At 69.8% G+C, this 19,834-nt stretch carries 15 protein-coding genes and 1 pseudogene; 6 read left to right on the forward strand and 10 right to left on the reverse strand.

Features of this window, described 5'->3' with window-relative positions:
• Positions 1-112: 112 nt before the first annotated feature.
• Positions 113-3,847: a S8 family serine peptidase gene (locus AB0O67_RS12745; protein ID WP_365449115.1), complete on the reverse strand. Its 3,735-nt coding sequence runs from the start codon at positions 3,845-3,847 to the stop codon at positions 113-115.
• A 396-nt stretch (positions 3,848-4,243) separates the two neighbouring features.
• On the opposite strand from AB0O67_RS12745, the gene AB0O67_RS12750 reads away from it, so the two are divergent.
• On the forward strand, positions 4,244-4,990 hold the full coding sequence (locus AB0O67_RS12750) for a hypothetical protein (protein WP_365449117.1): 747 nt from the start codon (positions 4,244-4,246) through the stop codon (positions 4,988-4,990).
• 313 nt (positions 4,991-5,303) lie between these two features.
• Here AB0O67_RS12750 and AB0O67_RS12755 read toward each other — a convergent pair whose 3' ends face one another.
• Complete coding sequence (locus AB0O67_RS12755) at positions 5,304-7,442, reverse strand: SpoIIE family protein phosphatase (RefSeq protein ID WP_365449119.1); 2,139 nt, start codon at positions 7,440-7,442, stop codon at positions 5,304-5,306.
• 372 nt (positions 7,443-7,814) lie between these two features.
• Between AB0O67_RS12755 and AB0O67_RS12760 the strand changes: the two are divergent.
• Positions 7,815-8,192 (forward strand): annotated as a pseudogene (locus AB0O67_RS12760) (DUF393 domain-containing protein); the annotation flags it as partial.
• A gap of 264 nt (positions 8,193-8,456) precedes the next feature.
• Here AB0O67_RS12760 and ligA read toward each other — a convergent pair.
• The 3 genes from ligA to AB0O67_RS12775 form a co-directional block, all read right to left on the reverse strand.
• A complete protein-coding gene (gene ligA, locus AB0O67_RS12765) occupies positions 8,457-10,520 on the reverse strand; it encodes an NAD-dependent DNA ligase LigA (protein ID WP_365449121.1) in 2,064 nt (687 codons plus the stop codon).
• A 216-nt stretch (positions 10,521-10,736) separates the two neighbouring features.
• Positions 10,737-11,483, reverse strand: coding sequence for a hypothetical protein (locus AB0O67_RS12770; RefSeq protein ID WP_365449123.1), 747 nt, complete (start codon positions 11,481-11,483; stop codon positions 10,737-10,739).
• A gap of 83 nt (positions 11,484-11,566) precedes the next feature.
• Positions 11,567-12,817 carry an MFS transporter gene (locus AB0O67_RS12775; protein WP_365449125.1) on the reverse strand — a complete coding sequence of 417 codons (1,251 nt, stop codon included), beginning with the start codon at positions 12,815-12,817 and terminating at the stop codon, positions 11,567-11,569.
• Positions 12,818-12,937: 120 nt separating this feature from the next.
• Here AB0O67_RS12775 and AB0O67_RS12780 point away from each other — a divergent pair, with 120 nt between their 5' ends.
• The gene (locus AB0O67_RS12780; RefSeq protein WP_365449127.1) at positions 12,938-13,333 is read left to right on the forward strand and encodes an ArsR family transcriptional regulator; all 396 of its coding nucleotides are present in this window, start codon (positions 12,938-12,940) and stop codon (positions 13,331-13,333) included.
• A gap of 69 nt (positions 13,334-13,402) precedes the next feature.
• Here the strand turns inward: AB0O67_RS12780 and AB0O67_RS12785 are convergent, their stop codons facing one another.
• Positions 13,403-13,636: a hypothetical protein gene (locus AB0O67_RS12785; RefSeq protein WP_365449129.1), complete on the reverse strand. Its 234-nt coding sequence runs from the start codon at positions 13,634-13,636 to the stop codon at positions 13,403-13,405.
• A 150-nt stretch (positions 13,637-13,786) separates the two neighbouring features.
• On the opposite strand from AB0O67_RS12785, the gene AB0O67_RS12790 reads away from it, so the two are divergent.
• Positions 13,787-14,098 carry a hypothetical protein gene (locus AB0O67_RS12790; protein ID WP_365449131.1) on the forward strand — a complete coding sequence of 104 codons (312 nt, stop codon included), beginning with the start codon at positions 13,787-13,789 and terminating at the stop codon, positions 14,096-14,098.
• Between the two features lie 76 nt (positions 14,099-14,174).
• Here the strand turns inward: AB0O67_RS12790 and AB0O67_RS12795 are convergent, their stop codons facing one another.
• Positions 14,175-14,933, reverse strand: a complete 759-nt coding sequence (locus AB0O67_RS12795) for a glucose 1-dehydrogenase (protein WP_365449133.1) — start codon at positions 14,931-14,933, stop codon at positions 14,175-14,177.
• Between the two features lie 52 nt (positions 14,934-14,985).
• Positions 14,986-15,999 carry an aldo/keto reductase gene (locus AB0O67_RS12800; protein ID WP_365449135.1) on the reverse strand — a complete coding sequence of 338 codons (1,014 nt, stop codon included), beginning with the start codon at positions 15,997-15,999 and terminating at the stop codon, positions 14,986-14,988.
• Between the two features lie 253 nt (positions 16,000-16,252).
• Between AB0O67_RS12800 and AB0O67_RS12805 the strand changes: the two genes are divergently transcribed.
• Complete coding sequence (locus tag AB0O67_RS12805; protein ID WP_365449137.1) at positions 16,253-17,143, forward strand: AraC family transcriptional regulator; 891 nt, start codon at positions 16,253-16,255, stop codon at positions 17,141-17,143.
• 33 nt (positions 17,144-17,176) lie between these two features.
• On the opposite strand, the gene AB0O67_RS12810 is transcribed toward AB0O67_RS12805, so the two are convergent.
• Entirely contained in the window at positions 17,177-18,226 is a 1,050-nt protein-coding gene (locus AB0O67_RS12810) for a zinc-binding dehydrogenase (RefSeq protein ID WP_365449139.1), read from the reverse strand.
• A 91-nt stretch (positions 18,227-18,317) separates the two neighbouring features.
• On the opposite strand from AB0O67_RS12810, the gene AB0O67_RS12815 reads away from it, so the two are divergent.
• Positions 18,318-18,932, forward strand: coding sequence for a helix-turn-helix domain-containing protein (locus AB0O67_RS12815; RefSeq protein ID WP_365449141.1), 615 nt, complete (start codon positions 18,318-18,320; stop codon positions 18,930-18,932).
• Between the two features lie 445 nt (positions 18,933-19,377).
• On the opposite strand, the gene AB0O67_RS12820 is transcribed toward AB0O67_RS12815, so the two are convergent.
• Positions 19,378-19,650, reverse strand: a complete 273-nt coding sequence (locus tag AB0O67_RS12820; RefSeq protein ID WP_365449143.1) for a hypothetical protein — start codon at positions 19,648-19,650, stop codon at positions 19,378-19,380.
• Between the last annotated feature and the right edge of the window lie 184 nt (positions 19,651-19,834).

A 19,834-nucleotide genomic window follows, 5' to 3' on the forward strand; every position in this document is an offset into this window, starting at 1 on the left:
TCGAACTTCGGCGGCCGGCCGCCGCGGGAGCTGAGCTTGTGGCGGGTGCGGACCCGATCCGTCGCACGGGCACCGGTGCCGCCACGGATGCGGCACCGGTCCCCGTGTCATGTCACCTCAGGCCGTAGGCGCGGATGACGCTCTGGGTGATCGAGCTTCCCGTCTCGTCCGTGGCGACGGTCCGCAGCGAGACGAACGATGCCGAGCGAGGCGCGGACAGGGAAGTCCTCCATGCGCCGTCGCGCTGCACGGTCTGTTGACGGTGCCAGGTAACCCCGTCGTCGTAGGAGACCTCCAGCCGGACGGAGGACACCTCGGTCGAGGGGGCACCGAGTACCGATGGGATGACGGTGAGAGCGGCGTTGCGGCGGGCCCTGCCGTCGGTGTCGAGGTCCACCCCGTAGTCGAGCTGCACCAGGGGGATGGTCTCGTTCTCCGCCTGTCCGGAGACGAAGGACCATTCGGTGCGTGTGGTGGTGGAGTAACGGCTGAACGAGGGGTTGTCGTTGGTGGCGTCGACCACGAGCCGGTACGGCAGACGCTCGGCGGGCAGGCCCCAGGCGTATCCGCTGTCGTAGTCGGTTTCGGAAAGCAGTGTGTCGCCCTGGTAGAGCGACGTGCGCTGCGCCAGACCACCGCCCCAGCTCTTGCCGGAGTGGGCCGCACCGCTGCTCCCCCACGCCGGTGTGTCGAAGTACAGCACGCTCTCGTTCTCCCGTGTCGGGAGATCGGCCCTGATCATGCGCGGACGCATGATCGGTGTGGTCCACCGTTCCTCGTGGGTGCCGGCGGAGGGGTACGTCACGGCCTCGGACGTCTCGGTCGTGGTATCGCCGACCTCGACCTTCTGCTGCCATCTGGTGCCGCCGCCCGTGGAGACCCAGTCGGTGCGCGGTCCTCGCTCGACCGGCTCGGGGAGGAAGTTCCACACGCCGCCGAGGACGTAGCGCGGCAGATCGATGCGTGTCTCCACGGCGGGGGTCGACTCGCCGTGGCCGAACGTGACGTCCACGCGTGCGAGGTTGCGGACGTCGGCCCGATGGGTCAGGTCCGACGGAATCGCTGCTGTGTGATGGCTGACCAGGTCGTACAGGTACGAGGGAACGGGGTGTGCCGTGGTCCGTAGGCGAACCTTGTTCCGGGGCGAGGCCGCGATGGCGGCGATCAGCGCCTCCCCGTCGCTCCGGGTCACCGACGCGACCGTCAGCGGCCCGGGTGAGTGGTAGTCGCCGTCGCCGTACCAGCTGTTGAGCCGGCCCACGGAGTCGTTGACGACGAGCAGGAGCTTCACACCGGCGGCGTGGGCGGCCTCGGTCTGTTCGTCCGGTGTGACGGTGTCGCTGCGGCGCACCACGGCCGCCTTGCCCCGCGCGGACAGCTGGCTGTACTCGGCGGCGGAGCCCGTGCCCGCGAAGACGGCTTCCAGATTCGCGGTGCCGTCCGGCAAGGGCTTGGCACCCCTCTGCATGAGCACGTCCAGGTCGTGTGTGCCGTGGGAAACCTGGAGCGGGGTCTGCGGGGCTCGCCACCTGGTGGTGAAGTCGAAGCCGCCGAGTTTCACCTTCTGCGGGGTGGGCTGGGCCCAGACGCTGTCGTAGGTCGAATCGATCATCTTGCTGTCGATCCAGTCCCCGTACGTTCCGGGTCGCGGCTCCGCGGTCGTGAACGAACGCCAGTACTCGACCCTGGTGTTGGTGGGCAGACTCGGCTTGGGGGTCAGCGCGCGGACCTGGCGGGCCTGGGAGGCGTCGAACGTGACTGTCGCGGGATCCGTCAGTTCGACCTCCGGGTCGCCCAGCAGCGCCAGGCCCTTGGAGTACGGTCCGTGCGCCCCCCGGACGTCCTTGAACATCATCGCGGAGTAGGTGTCGCGAGGCAGGTGCAGGGTCAGACCGCCCTCCGGCACCCGGTGGGACCGGAAGTACGGATCGTTCGCGCCCTTGAGGGTGACCGTGCCGGTCGTGGGCCGCCCGTCGCGGTCCTTCGCCTGGAGGGTCAGGTCGTACCGCTCGGATTCGGTCCGCGTGCTGAGAACGGTGTGTGCCGCGACCGCGCCGGTGCTGTCCCGTGCGACGACCTGGCCGGTGTAGCCGCCGACGGCCACATTGCGCGGGTCGACGACGAGGCCCACCGAGGTGCTGCCGTGGGCCGGCACGGTGACCTCGTCGGCGCCAAGGGTGAACAGGCTGCTGGGGCTGTCGCCTCGGTCCAGCGTCAGCCGCAGTGTCACCGGCCTGTCACCGTGGTTCGTGTAGGTGACGGCGCGTTCGATCGGCTGGGGGTGGCGCGACCACTTGATCAGGCCCGTGTCGACCGAACCGGAGGCGACGATCTGTGTCCCGAAGGCCGCGGCTGCGTCGATGCGACCGGTGCCGCCGCGGTAGGCGCTCGCGTCCGGGGTCGCCTTGCTGGTGCTCATCAAGGCGTCCTTGAGCTGCTGCCCCGACCAGTCGGGGTGCTTCTGGGCGAGCAGGGCGGCCGCGCCGGCGACGTGCGGCGTCGCCATGGATGTACCACTTTTGACGGTGTAGTGGCCCTCACCGGTGGTGTGCTGCGAGCGGGCCGCCAGCACATTCACCCCTGGGGCGGTCACGTCGGGCTTGAGTCCGTCGTCGCCTTCGCGCGGGCCGCTGCTGGAGAAGCCGGCCATCTGGTCCGTGGAGTCGACGGCGCCCACCGTGAGCGCGGCTGCCGCCGCTCCGGGCGCGTTGACGGTGTACTCACCCGGTCCGGAGTTGCCCGCCGCGACGACGAAGAGCGCACCGGTCTCCTCGCTGAGCCTGTTCACGCTCTGACTCATGGGATCCGTCTGGGTGTGCAGCGAGGAGCTGCCCAGACTCATGCTGATGACTTTGGCCTTCTCGGTCTTGGCGGCCCACTCCATCCCCGCGATGATCCAGGACTCGTCGCCGGATCCGCTGTCGCCAAGGACCTTGCCGATGGCCAGGTCCGCGCCCGGGGCGACGCCCTTCTCCTTGCCTCCGGAGGCGGCGCCGGTGCCCGAGATGGTCGATGCGACGTGCGTGCCGTGCCCACGGCGGTCGGTGATGTCCTCGCCGGGGACGAAGCTCCGGCCGGCGACGACGCGTCCCTCGAGATCCGGGTGACCCGCGTCGATTCCCGTGTCCAGAACGGCCACCTTGACGCCGGCGCCGGTGGAACCGGTGTTCCACACCTGTGGCGCTCCGATCTGGGCCGTGCTGTCCGCCAAGGCCGCCTTGACCTTGCCGTCGAGCCAGATCTTGTCAATGCCTCCGGGCAGGGAGGGCGCTCCGTCGGAGGGCTTGCGGTCGCCCGTCTCGTCGGGCTCCGCCACGAGAGCCTTCCACAGGCTCGCGGCCTGGGAGCGGTCCGCCGTCGCCGACTCGCCGTTGACGGAGGGCAGTTGACGCTCGGGGACGATTCCCGGCAAGTCGGTGTCGGCGAGACGTGACGCCGCGGTGTCGCGGGTGACGATCAGCGGCAGCCCGGCGGCGCGCTCGTCGTCGTATCCCTGGGCTATGAGTCCGGTGACGTTGAAGAGCCGCCTGTCGAGTGCGCCGGAGGCCACGTAGGGCTCGGCGTCGTCGGGGATGACGTAAATGCCCGACGCGTCGGTGATGGCCCGTACGGATCCGATGGCGCCCGCACGGCGTTCCACGCTCACCGACGCAGGTGCGCCTTTCGCTCCGGGGCTGACGGTGACCTTGTCGCCGGTGATCAACGTGACGGTGCGGGCGGCGGCAACGTTGCCGTTCGCCGCGCGCGCCGAGAAGTTGCCGACCGTGGTGTGGGCGGGCCGGGGCGAGGTCGCGGACGCCGGCACCGCGCCGAGGGACGAAAGGAGCGCCAGGGCGATGCCTGACACTGCCAATCGACCGCCACGTGGGTAGGGAGGCAAAGGAGTTCCTAACGGAAGGGGACGTCGAGGAGTTGTGCGCCTCCTGAATTGATCGGGTGGACGCCCTGGAGGTCAACACTTCACGGTGTCGTCTTGACGCCGTGTCACAACTGCGCCGGGCGGAAGGGGCGGCTTGGATCGCGGCGTTGGCCGCAGCGGACACGCCGGTACGTGCGCCACCGCCGCGTGCGACGGACGGACCGGCGGCGGTAACCCCGCCCGTGGTCGCGCGGACCACGTCCTCAACTCCTGTGTCCCCCAGCGGTGTCAGTGACCACGTAGGCTCTGTCCGGGCTTCCGCTTACCCGGCGCGACCAGGGTCGGCTCCCCTTCTGTACTGACACGAGACCCGTGAGGGACGCCATGATTTCTGAGCCGGAGACAGAAGGAGAGGTCAAGGGCTTCGCGTCTCATCAAGTGGTCGGTGGCTTCGGCAGGGAGGCAACTGAACGCAGCCGTTCACGCAGGCCTTGGCTGTGGGCAATCGGCGGCGCGGCGGCAACGTCGGTCTTCTGGTCGATGGCGGTGTTCCGGTTCGAACTCGGGATTCCGGAGCCGGACACGCGCGGCTACCAGCTCACTGAAGGCGCCTGCCGGTCCCTGCAACTGAGCTCGCTCGCCGCGGATATCTCATCCGGGACCCGTACCGACGTCCTGACCGCAAAAATTTCGAAGCATCCCGACCTCGATCATGTTCAGTGCTTCATATTTCTGCGCCCTGAATCACAGATCAAGGCTGCCGGCGAGGGCTGGTCCATCGACTACAGCGTCGGCGTCAATGTCGCCTTGCACAAGAAAGTCGACCCCAGTGCCGAGTTCGAGGCGGGGAGACGAGTGACGGGCCTCGGTATCGTCGCTGACGAGGAAGTGGAGACCGTCAGGGACCTCGGTGACAAGGCCTATCTGATTACCTCGGACATCAACAACACGGAGTTGCGGGTGCTGGACGGTGGCGCCGTCCTCTCGCTGAGCCTGTCGGCCATGGTCAGCTACCACGGTGAAGACGCCACCGACACCTCGGCCGATGCCCCTGACACCCCTGACGTATCCGAACACCGGACAGCCATGATCAACGACATGCGTGCGCTCATGTCCGCCCTGAAGCAGTGACTCCCCTCCACGACAACGGCGGTCAAGCCAGGCACGCACCTCGTTGCCGGTCCGGCCGGCCGCCGCAGCACCGCGGCACGGGTGGCCCCGGGACAAGCTCCCCAAGGGCGGCCACTTCGCCGCCTGGGAGCAACCCGAGTACTTCGTCGACGAGGTTCGTACAGGCCTTCGATCGCTTCGTCAGTAACAGCCCTCCATCGGGCCTTCGAGTCGATCATCCGGTCTCCCACCCAGGGCAGGGCGACCGCGGCACCGTCCGCACCGCCCAGCCGGTCCGGCGCCCCTTGAGCGGGCCCTTTCCTGCCGGGCCGGCTCAGGGCCCGCGGCCGGGGATCGCCGGTCCCACCGTGGTGTGCATCACCAGCATGGCGATGTCGTCGGTGCGGGGAATGCCCCGCAGAGCGTGCCGCAGGAGGGCGTCGGTGAGGGCGTCGATGTCGTCGGTGCAGGACCGGGCGAGCTGACGGGCGAGCTCGGCGATGGCGTCGTCGATGTCGGTACCGGGGGCTTCTACGAGGCCGTCGGTGTAGAGGGCGAGGGTCGTGCCCGGGGGCAGCGGAATGTCCATGGTGGCGTAGTCGGCGTCCCGGGTGATGCCGAGCAGCAGACCCGTGGGTACCGGGAGGATCTCGGTGCCGCCGTCCGGGCGGCGCAGCAGGGGCGGCGGGTGTCCGGCTGTGGCGAGTGCGGCCCGGTGCCGCGCCAGGTCAAGGTGGACGTACAGGCAGCTGGCGAACAGTCCTGGATTCAGGTCGCACATGAGCCGATTCGTACGGGCCATGAGTTCACCGGGACTGGTGCCCGCGGCCGCGTGGGCGTGGACGGCGGTGCGCAGCTGGCCCATGAGGGCCGCCGCCTGGACGTTGTGGCCCTGGACGTCGCCGATGACCGCCGCGGCACTGGTGGCGTCGCAGCGGATCAGGTCGTAGAAGTCGCCTCCGATGTCCATGCCGTGCCCGGCGGACAGATATCGGGCGGTGACGCGTAGCCCAGGGATGTCGGGAAGGTCCCGCGGCAGCAGGTCCCTTTGCAGCGCATGTGCGAGGCGCTGCTTGGCGTCGTACAGCCGGGCCCTGTCCAGGGCCTGGGCGACCAGACCGGCCACTGAGACCAGCACGTTCCGTTCAGGTGGCAAGAAGCGTTGGGCCTTGTTGTAGGACAGGACCAGCAGGCCTACGGGGCGGCCACGGATGGCCAGGGGGAGGAAGGCCCATGCGTCCCTGTCCCCGTAGCGGACGGCGTCCGGATGGGCGGCCCGGAACTCCCCGAAATCGGTGAAGAAGGCGGGCTGCAGCCGGGTCAGCGCTCGCGCGGGCGGCGCGTCGGAGGTCAGCGACTCGCCGTCGAAAGGGGCCAGGAAAGCCGGATCGTATCCTCGGTGGCCGACGACCCTGAGCCTCCCCTCCTCCACCGTCATGAGGACCAGGCCCGAGGCGCCGAATGCGGGAACGAGCTGGTCGGCGACCCTTTCGGTAACGTCGTCCACCCCCACCGTCTCGGTCAGGGTCGCCGCCAGATGCATCAGGTGGTAGAGCGTCGTGGCCCCGCCCGGCGCGGCGGACGGCCGGACAGGGCGCTCCGGCTCACGGGACGGTTCGGACGGCACTGGCGTGAGGTGCACGCTGACCCCGGAGGCGTCGGGATAGAGCCGGAAGGAGAGCCGGCGATCCGGCGGGCGCACGACGGTGAAGTGCGCGGGCCGGTGACTGATGACCGCGGCGCGGAACCGGTCCTCGAAGGTGGGCTCACCGGGCCATTTCAGGTGTTCCCATGGACGGACGCCCAGCAAGTCGGCTGCGTCCACTCCGAGCAGTTCGGCCGCCGCATGGCTGAGGAAGGTGGTCCGGCCTTCCAGGTCCAGTGACATGGCCCCTGGCAGGCGGGCGGCGAAGTCGTACGCGGCCATGGCTTCGGCCGTGCCAGGCGGGGGCGGGCGGACCGGTTCCACCACCTGCGGACGGGAGCCGGGCATCACCGGGTGACCGCTCTCGGCAGCGGACCGCAGCAGCAGTCCCGCCCGGTGACAGAAGGTGTCGATCGCCTCGCGCTCGCCCCGTGCGAGACGGGCGGGATGCGAGGGGGGCCACAGCAGACAGACCACACCCCGTACGACGTCACCGGTGACGATCGGCCCGGCCGCCACGGCGTGCTCCGGCACCACGAGGGCGAGCCTCGGGTAGTGCATGGCGAGCTGATCCGGGGTCCCGACCCAGACCAGGCGCCGGTCCCGCAAGGCTTCCGCCGCCGGGATCGCCTCCTCCACCCTGATCCGCGCCCACGGAGCGGCGATGTGCCAGGACATCCCGTACAACATGGACAGCTGCAGCACCGGCTCCCGCGACGGCAGGAGGAACAGCATGCCGCCGGAGGGCGCGGCTTCCCGCACGAGGTCGCGGAACAGGGTGGTGAGTTCCTCCCACTCCGGCCCTGAACCCGCGGCGACAGGCTGCACGCCTCTTCACCGACCTTCCGAGACCAAGGGGTCCGGGCCGGGGACAGGGCCTGGGCGGCGATGCCCCCGAAGCACCTCGGCCGTCACCACAGGGGCTGCCCTCATGCGCCCCCGTCCCGCCGGCGCGGAGGCCGATCGGTCAGCGGCCAGTCGCGCCACCGCCACGCAGCAGTCACCTCCCGTCGACGACGAAACGTCGGTTTGTCGCCTGTGCCCGCTCTACAAAAAGGACAATAGTCACTAGACAGGATTTAAGCTCGCACATCATCTCGGGTGGTCAGGGCGCGGCTGGGGCTGCCGGCAAGAGCCCGGGCTGAGTGACCCTGACGTGGACCTCGGCATCGCGCACAAAGACGCGGCACCATGGAAGTCATGCGGACGCGACCTCTACTCGTCTACGACGGCGACTGCGGATTCTGTACGACCTCCGTGTCCTTCGCGCAAAAGTGGATCAGACCTCGCTGCGAGATCACAGCCTGGCAGTGGGCGCGACTGGACGCGCTGGGCGTCACCCGCCGGCGCGCCGAGTACGAGGCACTGTGGGTCACTCCGGACGGAACAGTGCACGGGGGCGCACAAGCGGTGGCCAAACTCCTGGCGAGCGCACGTGGCGCCTGGGGCGTTGTGGGAGCGCTGTTGCAGCTGGCGCCGGTGCGCTGGTTCGCACACGGCATCTACCGTGCCGTCGCCAACAACCGTCACAGACTTCCTGGCGGCACGCCTGCTTGTACGCTGCCCCGCACCCGGCGGCCTGGATCGCACCGACAGCGCCTGCGCTCCGGCTGTCCGTGCGAGTACTGCCGTCGGCCCGGCACGTTCACCGAGGGAAGGAGACGGCCGGGTTGCCCACGACGCCGCACGGCCGCGGGCGCTTTCGCCGGCGCCGGGCGGGGTTCCGGCGGCCTTTATACGTCTCTCGTCGCGCCAGCTTGTCCCGGTCTGCGCGTCCCGGACGCGTTTGGCGAGTGGCGTAAGTGACGGGACCGCCGCAGCGGAGTCGGGCCGCCGCGGCGCTCAGCTGAGGAAGTCAGCCACCAATTCGGCGAACTCCTCGGGTGAGAGGACCTCGACCCCGAGCTCCTGGGCCTTGACGGCCTTCGAACTGGGCTTGCCACTCGCGGAGGGCGCAGCGACCAGAATCGACGTCTTGGCACTCACACTGCTTCCGGCGCGCCCGCCCGCTTTCTCGATCAGTGCGTTCACCGTCTCGCGCCCCAGGCCCTCCAGCGGCCCCGCCATCTTGCCGGTCACCACCACGACCTTGTCGGCGAGCGGCCCGTGGTGGGTCGCCGACGTCTGCTCCTCGGGCTCGCTCATGTTCACGCCCGCCGCTGCCAGCTTGTCGATGACCAGGGCAAGGGCGGCGACCTGCTCGACAATGACCGGGGCCTTCTCGGGACCGATGCCGTCGACGGCCTGCATGGCTGTGACGTCGGCCTGACGGATGGCGTCCATCGTGCCGAAGTGTCTGGCGATCCGGCGGGACATGCTGCGCCCCGTGCCCAGGACGCCGAGGGCGCACAAGACACGGCTCAGCGGGCGAGTGCCCGCCGCCTCGATCTGCTCGGCGAGCTTGGCGGCCCGCTTGGCACTGCCTGCGGCGGCCGTGAGCTGATCCGGGGACAGGGTGAACAGATCGGCGACGTCCTTCACGGCGCCGGAGTCCACCAGTGCCCTGACGTACGTCTTGCCCAGGCCGTCGATGTCGAGCATCTCGCGTCCGGCGGCGTACTCGATCAGTGCGGGCAGCGCACAGGTCGTGCCCTTCGCGCACCGCCACCGCTCCTGTCTCTTGTCGATCTCACCGCCGCAGTTGGGGCACACCGTGGGCAGTGGCACCTCTTGGGCGCCGGCGGGGCGGAGCTGTACGACGGCAACCTGGACACGCGGAATGATGTCGCCCGCCTTGTAGACCGTGACCGTGTCACCCAGGTGGAGGTCGCGGCGGCGGATGTCGGCGGGGTTGTGCAGGGTGGCCCGGGTGACGGTCGTCCCGTCGATCTCGATCGGCGCGAGCACGGCGGTCGGGGCGAGGACTCCGGTTCTGCCCACCTCCCACACCACGTCCTCGAGGACGGTCTGCCGCTCGACGGCCGGGAGCTTGAAGGCGATCGCCCAGTACGGGAACCGGCTGCCGAACCCTGCGGTCGCCTGCTCGCCGGCGTCGTTGACCTTGACGACGACGCCGTCTATGCCGAAGGGCAGACTCGGGCGCAGCGCGGCGACGTGGTCGATCTTCTGCTGTGCCTCGGTGAGCGTGGCCACCACGTGCAGTCCGGCCGGAGTGGCCGCGGTCGTCTGGACTCCGGCCTCGGCGACCGCGGCCAGGACCTCGGCGTGGGTGCCGGCGACTGGCAGGAACGGCTCCCCGTCCAGTTCGGCAGCGCCGTAGGCCCAGAACGTCATCTCCAGCCGGTACGGGCGGTCCTTGGCCCGCAGAGTGCCGGCCGTGCCGTTGCGGGGGTTGGCGAACGCCTGCGCGCCGTGGGCGGTGCGGACCGCGTTGGCGACCTCGAACTGCTCCTGGGTGAACAGGACCTCACCACGCACCTCGAAGGTGGCGGGAACCGGCAACTCCTCGGGCAGGCCGGTTATCTGGCCGATGACGTGGCTGACGTCCTCGCCGTGGGCGCCGTCGCCGCGGGTGATGATCTGCACGAGCCGTCCGTTGCGGTACCTGGCGGCCACGGCCGCGCCGTCCATCTTGGGCTCGACGGTGAAGCCCCCGGCCGGGACACGGCTGAGGCGACGCTGAAGCGAAGCGCCCCAGGCCACCAGACCCTCGGGGTCGAAGACGTTGTCCAGGCTGAGCAGCCGGCTGGTGTGTGCGACGTCGCCGACCGGAGCGGCCCCGTCACCGACCCGGCTGGTGGGCGAATCCGGTGCCACGTCACCTGGATGCTCCGCCTCCCACGCCAGCGCCTCCAGCCGGAGCCGGTCGTAGGAGGCGTCGTCCAGCGAACTGTCGCCGTCGCCGTAGTAGGCCCTCGACGCATCGCGCAGGGTCTGGAGCGCGGCCTCGTAGCCGGCGCGGCTGGACAGGCTGAACTGCGCCGTATCGGCGGGAAGAATCGTCATGTCGGTCATCTTGGCGCAGGGCACTGACAACGCCCGGTCCGCCGACTCGACGGCTGGGGCGACTCGGCGCGCTCACTGAAGCGGGTGCTCGGCGTACGCGCCCGCCGCCGCGCCGAACGACGAGGCGTGAAGCAGCCGTTCCTTCTTGTCCACCGCTCTCTCCCCCTGTCATTGTCCGCACCGCGTCGGAAGGTCCTTGAAGCGCCAGATGATCAGTCAATGCACGCGGTCACCGCACTCCGCTGGGAACAGCACAGCGCCTGGGGGCAGTTCGCCGGGATGCCGGGCGATCACCCGTAGACACGCTTCGAGAGAGCCCTCCGCGGGCCGGTATTCGTGAGTGAGTTCGCTCAGCGAAGTGATGACACCGCCGTGATGCATTTCCGCCGCGTGCACACCCTCGGAGAAGTGGCCTGACAAGATGCCGAAGGCTGCGGTGTCGTCCCCTTCGGGGACGCACTCGCGGATCTCGAAGCGCCAGTGCGCCGCGGCGTCGGCCAGCAAGGACGTGCCCCTCCTGCCCGACCCCGCGAGGAACTCGGTGCGAGCTCGGAGATGGTGGGCGATGGCACAGCAGAGGGGAATCCCGGTGCCGTCAGCAGCCTTCAGCCGCGTGTATCCGGCATGTGGGTAGCACGACAGAGCCTCGTCGATCAGACCCAATGCGGTGTCCCGCGCCGCGGGGTGACCCTCCCGCGCGATGTCGAGAAGCAGCGGGGTCGCGAGCACGGCCGCTGGGAACACCGCGGCGCTGTGGCCATGGACAATTCCTCCACCGGCGAGCAGCGAGCCGGCCTCCGCCGCCTGTACCCGGTTCGCCGCACCGGAAAGTACCCGTAGGCCACGGGCGACACGATCCGGTTCGTACCAGTCGGGATGACCCGGTATCGCGCCCCAGTCCACCGCCTCGATCTCCTCCAGCACGGCAGCATCCTCGCACGCGGCCGCGATCAGTTGTCCCATCCTGGCCAGGTCCTGCGCGCGGCCCACCTCGTTGGATGGATGCCGATCGTGCCCGACCCCCGCGCTCCGGGGAGACGTGCCGGTCAGAGGGTGGTCTGGCGGCGGGTCGCCACGTACATGGCCCCCGCGGCCGCCGCGGCGGCGACCACGACGGTGAAGGCCGCGGTGGCGGTGGAAAGGCCGATGGCGTCGCTGAGGTAACCGGTGCCGACCGGCAGCAGCCCGGCGGGGACGTAGCCGCCGACGCTCAGCGCGGCGTTCGCCTCGGCCAGGCGTCCTGCCGGGACGCTCGTGCTGATGAGGGTGAGGCCCCCCAGTTGCCCCAAACCTTGCCCCGCGCCGGCCGAGACGGCGGCGACGGCCAGCAGGGGTGCGGAGGAGAGGAGGACGGCCGCCGCGAGGAGGGCCATGCCCGCCACGATGAGGCCGGCCCCGACGAGCAGGATGGTGCGTACTCGCAGACGCTGGACGGCGAACTGGACGGCGGTGGCGGCGCCGAACATCACGAAGGCGACGGCCCCTGCGACGACGCGGCTGGAGGTGTCCAGGACGTCGGCCAGCAGTGACGGGCCGAGGGACAGCACGAAGGACGTGGAGGTGATGCCGGGTGCGAAGACGGCGATTCCCATCATCAGCTGAGTGCGCTGGGGGCGGGGAACCGCGGGCACCCGGATCCACGATCCGGTGTGCGTGCCGTCCGGCCGCCTCAGCGGCATGCGCCACACGACGAGCACGGCCAGGCCCAGCAGCACGATCTCCACGAGGAACGCGGTGACGGTCGGCGCTGGCAGGGTCTGGGACAGGACTCCGGCCAGGAGCGGACCCAGGCCGGCGCCCAGGACCATGGCGGCCGAGGCGAGCAGGGCGGCGAGCCGCTTGCGCGCGGGCCCGGCGACGTCGGTGACGGCGGCCATGCCGGCGGACACGATCGCACCCACTGCTATGCCGCTGAGCAGTCGGGCCGCGGCCAGTGCGACGACGGATTCGGCGGTCGCGAACAGCAGGCTGGCCACGACTCCGAGGGCCAGGGCGGGCAGCAGGATCGGCTTGCGCCCCAGACGGTCGGAGGCGACGCCCGCCACGAGCAGGGCGCCCAGCAGGCCGACGATGTAGAAGGCGAAGACGACGGTCAGCAGCCCTGAGGAGAACCCGAGCCTGTCCTGCCAGAGCACGTACAGCGGGGTGGCCGTGTTGGACAGGATGAAAACGGCCGTCACCGGCCAGGCCGACAGCCAGACCGCTCGGCGAGGTGGCGCGTCGGCCGCGGCGTCGGCGGAGCCGGGCGGCTGTCGGACGACCGGCGCGAGCGTCGGGGCGGGTTGCTGACATCCCATGGTTGCTCCAGGCAGAATGTACGAGAAAACTCGAACCATCAGTACGAGTGAAGTCGAACAGAGAAGGCTGTACGATTCAACCCGTACTGATGGCTGCGGATTCCCGTGAGGTGATGGCCGATGACTCCGCCCGCCGAGGTGACTCGTTTCGCCGGCCCCTTCCCCGCCCCCGCCGGCCTCCCGGATCCGCTGCCGGAGCCGAGCCGTGAAGAGCTGCGGCTGGAGGTGGTCATGGGGGCACTCAGCGATCCGCTGCGGATGGGGATCGTGCAGACACTGCTGCTGCGGGCCGAGGGCTTCGACCACACCTGCGGCTGGTTCGGGCTGGACCGACCCAAGTCGTCGCTGACACATCACTTCCGGGCGCTGCGGGACGCAGGGCTGATCCGGCAGCGGCAGTACGGGCTGGAGCGGCGCAGTCATGTCCGCATCGACGACCTCGACGACCGCTTCCCCGGGCTGCTGGACCTGGTCGCCGCCTGGCAGCCGAGGCAGGCGCCCGGCCTCGTCACCTGATCCGCACCGGTGTGACCGCCCGGAGTGCAGTACTCGGGCCGAAGTAGACGTTCACGCCCTGCTGTTTCCTCAGCGCCACCACCGGCCCGGTGGACGAGGTGACGTAGGATCCGTCCGCCTCGCCGGTGGTGAAGCTGTGACGGGCGTGCTGTCCGTCGCCCAGCGGAAGACGACCTGCGGGACGCTGGTGAGGTCGGGGCCGATCTGGAACAGGCGCTCACACACGTTCGCCATCACCGTGCGCGCCTGGTTGCTGGCCTGGAGATCGAGGTCGAACGAGTCGGGCTCCTTCTCCAGCAGCACCGCTGCAGCCGGCCACGAGTGCCACCGCCGTGGCGAGCACCGCGGCGGTCGGCATGCGTCTCGTCGAGACTCCGGACAGGTGGGTGTTCATAGGGGTCATGCCTGCTCATGGACGGGTACGCACCGGCCCGCCTGACAAGGGAACTGGGCGTGGTCATCGATCACGCCCAGTCTGCGGGAGCCAAGACCGTCCTCGTCACGGACTCGCTCGGACCGGCTCTGGCGGGACGCGTCGACGTCTCGCTGCCTGCCGTCCACTCGGCCACCGGCTACACGGCGGAGGCCTTCAGCTCACTGCTCATGACGGATTGTCTGCTTCTCGGAGTCGCCGCCCGCGACCGTGACCGCTCGACCTCCAACTCCGAGCTCCTGCACGCTCTTCGGGCGGCACTCACGCCGGAGGCCCACCCCCACAGCCGGCAGTCCACGAGACGACGACCTCCCCAGGAAGACGGCTCGTGACGGTCGTGTGTCCCGTCGCGGTGCGGCCCGGCTCCTCGACCACCGCGGCCACGGCTGCGACGTACGCCGCCGCGTGCTACGGCACCGAGTACCCGCCGTCGATCGGCAGCGCCGCGCCCGTGATGAAACCGGCCTTGTCCGAGCAGAACCAGACAACGGCGTCAGCGATCTCCTTGGCGTCGGCTATCCGCCCCAGGGGATGGGCAGCGATGATCGACTTCATGGGTTCCTCGTTCGGGTCCATCGTCGCGATCATCGGTGTGTCCACCAGGCCGGGGCACAGCGCGTTGACGCGGATACCGTGCGGTGCGACCTCAAGGGCCGTACTCTTGGTCATCCCGATCTCGGCCGCCTTCGTGGCCGTGTAACCGGAGAACCCGGGCACACCCACCAGCCCCGCGCCCGAGGACATGTTCACCACTGACCCGTGGCCCTGCGCCACCATCTGCCTCAGCTCGTACTTCATCGACAGGAACACACCGCGTATGTTGACGGCGATCATCCGGTCCAGCATCTCGGTCGAGTAGTCCGTGGTGAGCTGGAACTCGCCGTCGTAGCCCGCGTTGTTCACGGCGAAGTCGAGCCGGCCGGTGTCCCCGACGGCTGCTCGGACCGTCGCTTCCACCATGGACTCGTCGGACACGTCGGCCACGAAGTGGCGGGCGGAGCCGCCGGCGGCCTCGACCAGACGCACCGTCTCCTTCAGAGTCTCCTCCGTACGACCCGAGACCGTGACCAGCGCGCCCTCGGCCGCGAGCGCCAGTGCCGTCGCCCGGCCGATACCGGATCCGCCCCCGGTGACCAGGGCGGTCTTGCCGGCGAACTGCAGTGACATGTTTGTCCCTTTCCTTGTTGCCTGTAGTGGACTTCGCTGCGTGAGGGGGCGTTCAGTAGCGGGTGCTGCTGACTCGCAGAAGCGGGGAGACCATCGAAGGGCGACCGTCGACGGTGGCCCCGCCGAACTGGATCATCGGGGCCAACGTCCTGTTGTTCTCGGCCGGGAAGTTCAGCGCGGGGGTGGAGACCTCGTCCAGGGCCTCGCGCTGGCCCTCGGTCAGGGTCACGTCGAGGGCCCCCAGGTTGGCCTCGAACTGGGCCAGACGGCGTGCGCCCACCAGGGTGGAGGTGACCCCGGGCCTGCCCTGCACCCAGGCCAGCGCCACTGCGGCGGGGCCGGCGCCCACCTCGCGGGCGACGGCGTTGAGCGCGTCGATCACGACGTAGTCGGCCTCGCTCGGGGCGCCGACCAGTTGTGTCCGTGCGGTGTCGACCGGCCCCGTGCTGGTGCTGGAGTACTTGCCGGACAAGAAGCCGCTCTTCAGCGGCCCCCAGGGCATCACTCCCATGCCCAAGGCCTGGGCCATGGGGATCAACTCCCCCTCCGAGGTGCGTTCGAGCAGGGAGTACTCCAACTGCACGGCGATGATCGGGGACCACCCGCGGAACCGCGCGACGGTGGCCGCCTCCGCCGTCGCCCACGCCGGCACGTCGGAGAACCCGACGTAGCGGACCTTGCCGTCGGCGACCAGGTCGTCCATCGCGCGGAGCGTCTCCTCGGTCGGTGTGGACGGGTCGAAGTTGTGCAGCCAGTAGATGTCGACGTAGTCGGTCTGCAGACGCCGAAGGGAGTTCTCCAGCTGTTGCACGACCGCCTTACGGCCCGGTCCGCCGCCGTTGGGGTCGTTCTCGTACAGGTTGCCGAAGAACTTCGTGCCGATCACCACCCGGTCGCGCAGTCCGGGCCGGCCGGCGAAGTAGTCACCGATGATCTTTTCGGAGTGACCGTTGGTGTAGATGTTGGCCGTGTCGATGGAGTTGCCGCCACGATCGAGATACGCCGAGAGAATGTCCTTGGACTCCCCCGGGCTGCTGCCCCATCCGTGATCCTCCCCGAAAGTCATCGTGCCCAACGTGAACGGACTGACACGCAGTCCGGAACGTCCGAGCGTCACGTAGGAATCGAGCGACATGGTGCGACCTCATCAGCGGGAATGGTGCGAGGACGGACGCTGTGGCGGCCGTCCCGGGTACCTCTCCATTCGACCCCGCCGCACAGTGGCTCCCTAGACCGATGCGCGCGGAACATTGCACGATCCGCGCAACCTCGCCCGCATCGTGCTGGCCCCGGTCACGCCCACGTGGTTTCCTGGCGTGGTGCATCACCTCAAGGAGATCCGGCGCCGGATCACACGACTGGCCGCGGGCAGCCCCCGCCCGGTCTGGGTCCATCAGATGGCGGTCTTCTCGACCGACCGTGTGACCGAGCCGCTGGGCACGGTCACCGAGCCCATGATCGCCCTGACGGCTCAGGGGGCGAAGCGCTCCGCTCTCGGTGACCGCATCTTCGACTACCAGGCGGGCCAGTACCTCGTCGCGACCGTCGACCTGCCCCTGACCTCGCAGATCACCCGCGCCACACCCACCGAGCCGTATCTCGCGTTCGGGCTTCCCCTGCAGCCCGCGATCATCGCGCAACTGCTGCTGGAAGCCGGCCCCACCACCCTCCGTCCGCACGCCGGGCCGGGTGTCGCGACCAGCGACGCCGACGACAGACTGCTGGACGCCGTCGTCCGGCTGCTGCGCCTGCTCGACGAGCCACGTGACATCCCGGTGCTGGCGCCCGGCCTCCGGCGCGAGATCCACTGGCGACTGCTGAACGGCCCCCAGGGGGCGCTGATCAGACAGGTCGGCCTGGCCGACAGTCGCACGACCCTCGTGGCCCGCGCCATCGCGTGGATCAAGACGCATTACGACCAGGTGATGCGCGTCGACGACCTCGCCGACGAAGTCGGATTGAGTGTCTCCTCACTCAATCGGCACTTCCGGGCCGTGACCGCGATGAGTCCGCTGCAATACCAAAAACAGCTCCGGCTGCAAAAGGCCCGCATCCAGCTCATGGCGTCACCGCACGACGTGGCCGCGATCAGCTACGCCGTGGGGTACGAAAGCCCCTCGCAGTTCAGCCGTGAATACCGGCGAATGTTCGGCGCACCCCCGGGCCAGGACGCAGCGCGCCTGCGAACCGTGGAAGTCCTCCAGGACTAGCGTCCGCCTTTCCCGTGATCCGTCCGAGGGAGGTCAGGGGTGCATGACGATCTTTCCCACGTGTCCCCTGCGGGAGAGTTCTTCCTGCGCCCGAGCGGCCTGCTCCAGGGGGAAGGCCGCGGCGACGACGGGCTGGACCTCGGCCCGGCGAGCCAGGTCCATGAGAAGGCCGAAGTGCGCGGGCGTATGCATCGCGGACCCGATGACCTGCGCGTTGTGCAGGTAGAGACGGCGCACGTCGAAGGACACCTCGTAGCCACCGAGTGCGCCGGCGATGACCCACCGGCCCCCCTCCCGCAGCAGCGGCAGTCCTTCACCCACCAGTTCGCCGGCCACGACGTCGAGTGCGACGTCGATGCCCTCCGGGGCGGCAGCGCGGACCTGCCCGGCAACGTCTCCCGCGCGGTCGACGACCTCGTGCGCGCCTGCCGCACGCACCGCATCGATCTTGGGTCCGCTGCTGATGGCGAGGACCCGCGCGCCGCGCGCCCGGGCGATCTGCACCAGCGCGAGGCCGACGCCGCCGGACGCTCCGGAGACCAGCACGGTTTCTCCCTTCCGTAGCCGGCCTCGCTCGATCATGCCCAGCGCCGTGCCGTAGGCGGTCGGCAACGTCGCGAGCTGGTCGTCCGTGAGCGGGGATTCCGTCGCGTCATGCACTCGCTCCACCGGCGCGGTCACGTACTCGGCGTATCCGCCGTCGCGTTCGCTTCCCATCAGGCCCACCGGGTGGGCATCCGGTCCCTCGGTGTCGTATATCGCGGGGTCGACGACCACGCGGCGTCCGACGAGGCTCCCCTCCACACCGGTCCCGACCGCCACGACCCGCCCGGCCACGTCGGCGCCCTGGATACGCGGGAAGTCGATCGGGCCGCGCCAGCCCGACGGCGCCTTCGGGTCTCCCGGACGGCCGTAGGCGCCCTCCCGGGTCCACAGGTCGGTGTTGTTCAGGGCCACCGCGCTGACCTGGACCAGCACTTCTCCTGCCCGCGGGGCAGGAACGGCAACTTCCGTCAGCTCGAGGACCTCCGGTCCTCCGTGCCCGGTGATGCGCACCGCGCGCATGGACTGGGACGCACTCATCGCTCGACCTCCCCGCAGGTATACTGATCTGTGAACATCTTCCACCGTACACCGATCAGTGAAGGGGTGCGTCGTGCAGGAGGCGCGGCCCATGACGCCCGCCGGCCGCCGCATCGTGGCGGCCGCCGAGGAGTTGTTCTACAGCCGAGGAATCACCGCGGTCGGCGTGGATCTCATCGCCGAGCACTCAGGAGTCACCAAGCGGACCCTGTACAACCAGTTCGGGTCGAAGGACCACCTTGTGGCGGCCTGTCTCACGGAACGCGACCAACGCTGGCGGTCACTCGTACGAGCCGCCGTCGACGCCAGCGCCACCCCCGCCGAGGCCGTCACCGCACCCTTCGAAGCACTGCGGACCTGGAGCGAGACCAACACCCGCGGATGCGCGTTCATCAACGCACTGGCGGAACTCCCGGACCCCTCGCATCCCGCACACCGTGTCGCCGCGGCCCAGAAGCTCTGGCTGTTGAACCTGTTCGAGGAACTCGCCGCCACGGCGGGCTGCTCGCACCCGGCCACCCTCGCCGCCCGACTGCTCGTGCTGCACGAGGGCGCTCTCGCCCTGCAGCCCCTGCCCGTCGACAGCCTCCCTGAGAGCACCGACCTGGCACGCATGCTGGTCCGATCCGACACTCGGCCCCGCCATCAGAGACGTGTCCGACAAGATGCCGCTGCCCCGCCCGGGAGCGGAGTCGCGGGCCAGTGACCGCCCCTCGCCCCGCGGCACGATTCCAGAGTACGGATGATTCCGCCGGACAGGCCCTGGCCGCGTCCGACCACTCCATGGGCGAGGAGACTCTCGGCGCAGTCGAGGACGGTCTCCCGGGGCGGGCGGGGCCGCCAGCCGAGCAGCGTCCTCGCCTTTTCGGTGCTGTGCCGATTGCGACGGCCCGGAGCGGGAGTGATCTCCCGCAGCGCGGGGTCCCGGAACCGGGCCATGAAGCGAACGACGGCGTCGGGGAGCTGCCGGGTGGGCACGCGCCGGCCGTCGTCGCCCAGTCCGTCACGCAGGATGCCGGCCATCTCCCGCATCCACATCAACTCGCCGGTCGCGAGGAAGCGTTGACCGGGCGCGGCCGGTGACTCCATCGCGCGCGGACGGACGTCCCAGGCGGCACGCTCGGCGAGGGACTTCGAGCGGCGGTGGGGAATCAACGTGGGGTCGTCGGAGTCGGTCCACAGGCTCTCGTCGGTGACGCCTTCGCTGGCGTACTCGCGGCGTTGGCCGCGGAGGTCATCACGACCCGCTTGACGCCGACAGCCGTCGCGGCGCGCTGGACGCGCGGGGTGCCGTCGCGGGCCGCGCTGATCATGACGTCCGGGTCGGCGCCGGCGAAGAGGCCGAGAGGAGAGGCGACGTGCAGGACGTGGTCGACGCCTTCGAGGGCCGCCTCCCACCCGGCGTCGCGGGTGAGGTCGGCCACCGCGAAGCCCAGCCTGCCCGCGGGGTCGGCCTCGCCGGACAGGGCGTCGAGGACGGATCTGTCGCGGCCGGCGGACCGTACGAGCTGCGCGCTTTTGTTAACAGCGCCGTCATCGGCTGCTGAAGGTCAGTCGGAAAGCCCGGATACACAAGGGTTTTGATATCGACAGGCTTGAGTCCTTCGT

This window comes from Streptomyces sp. NPDC086077 (assembly GCF_040686175.1).
Lineage (GTDB): Bacteria > Actinomycetota > Actinomycetes > Streptomycetales > Streptomycetaceae > Streptomyces.

Coding starts and splice junctions, on each gene's coding strand:
- AB0O67_RS12750 (WP_365449117.1), top strand. CDS start 4,244: ATGATTTCTGAGCCGGAGACAGAAGGAGAGGTCAAGGGCTTCGCGTCT.
- ligA (WP_365449121.1), bottom strand. CDS start 10,520: ATGACGATTCTTCCCGCCGATACGGCGCAGTTCAGCCTGTCCAGCCGC.
- AB0O67_RS12770 (WP_365449123.1), bottom strand. CDS start 11,483: ATGGGACAACTGATCGCGGCCGCGTGCGAGGATGCTGCCGTGCTGGAG.
- AB0O67_RS12775 (WP_365449125.1), bottom strand. CDS start 12,817: ATGGGATGTCAGCAACCCGCCCCGACGCTCGCGCCGGTCGTCCGACAG.
- AB0O67_RS12780 (WP_365449127.1), top strand. CDS start 12,938: ATGACTCCGCCCGCCGAGGTGACTCGTTTCGCCGGCCCCTTCCCCGCC.
- AB0O67_RS12795 (WP_365449133.1), bottom strand. CDS start 14,933: ATGTCACTGCAGTTCGCCGGCAAGACCGCCCTGGTCACCGGGGGCGGA.
- AB0O67_RS12800 (WP_365449135.1), bottom strand. CDS start 15,999: ATGACTTTCGGGGAGGATCACGGATGGGGCAGCAGCCCGGGGGAGTCC.
- AB0O67_RS12810 (WP_365449139.1), bottom strand. CDS start 18,226: ATGAGTGCGTCCCAGTCCATGCGCGCGGTGCGCATCACCGGGCACGGA.
- AB0O67_RS12815 (WP_365449141.1), top strand. CDS start 18,318: ATGACGCCCGCCGGCCGCCGCATCGTGGCGGCCGCCGAGGAGTTGTTC.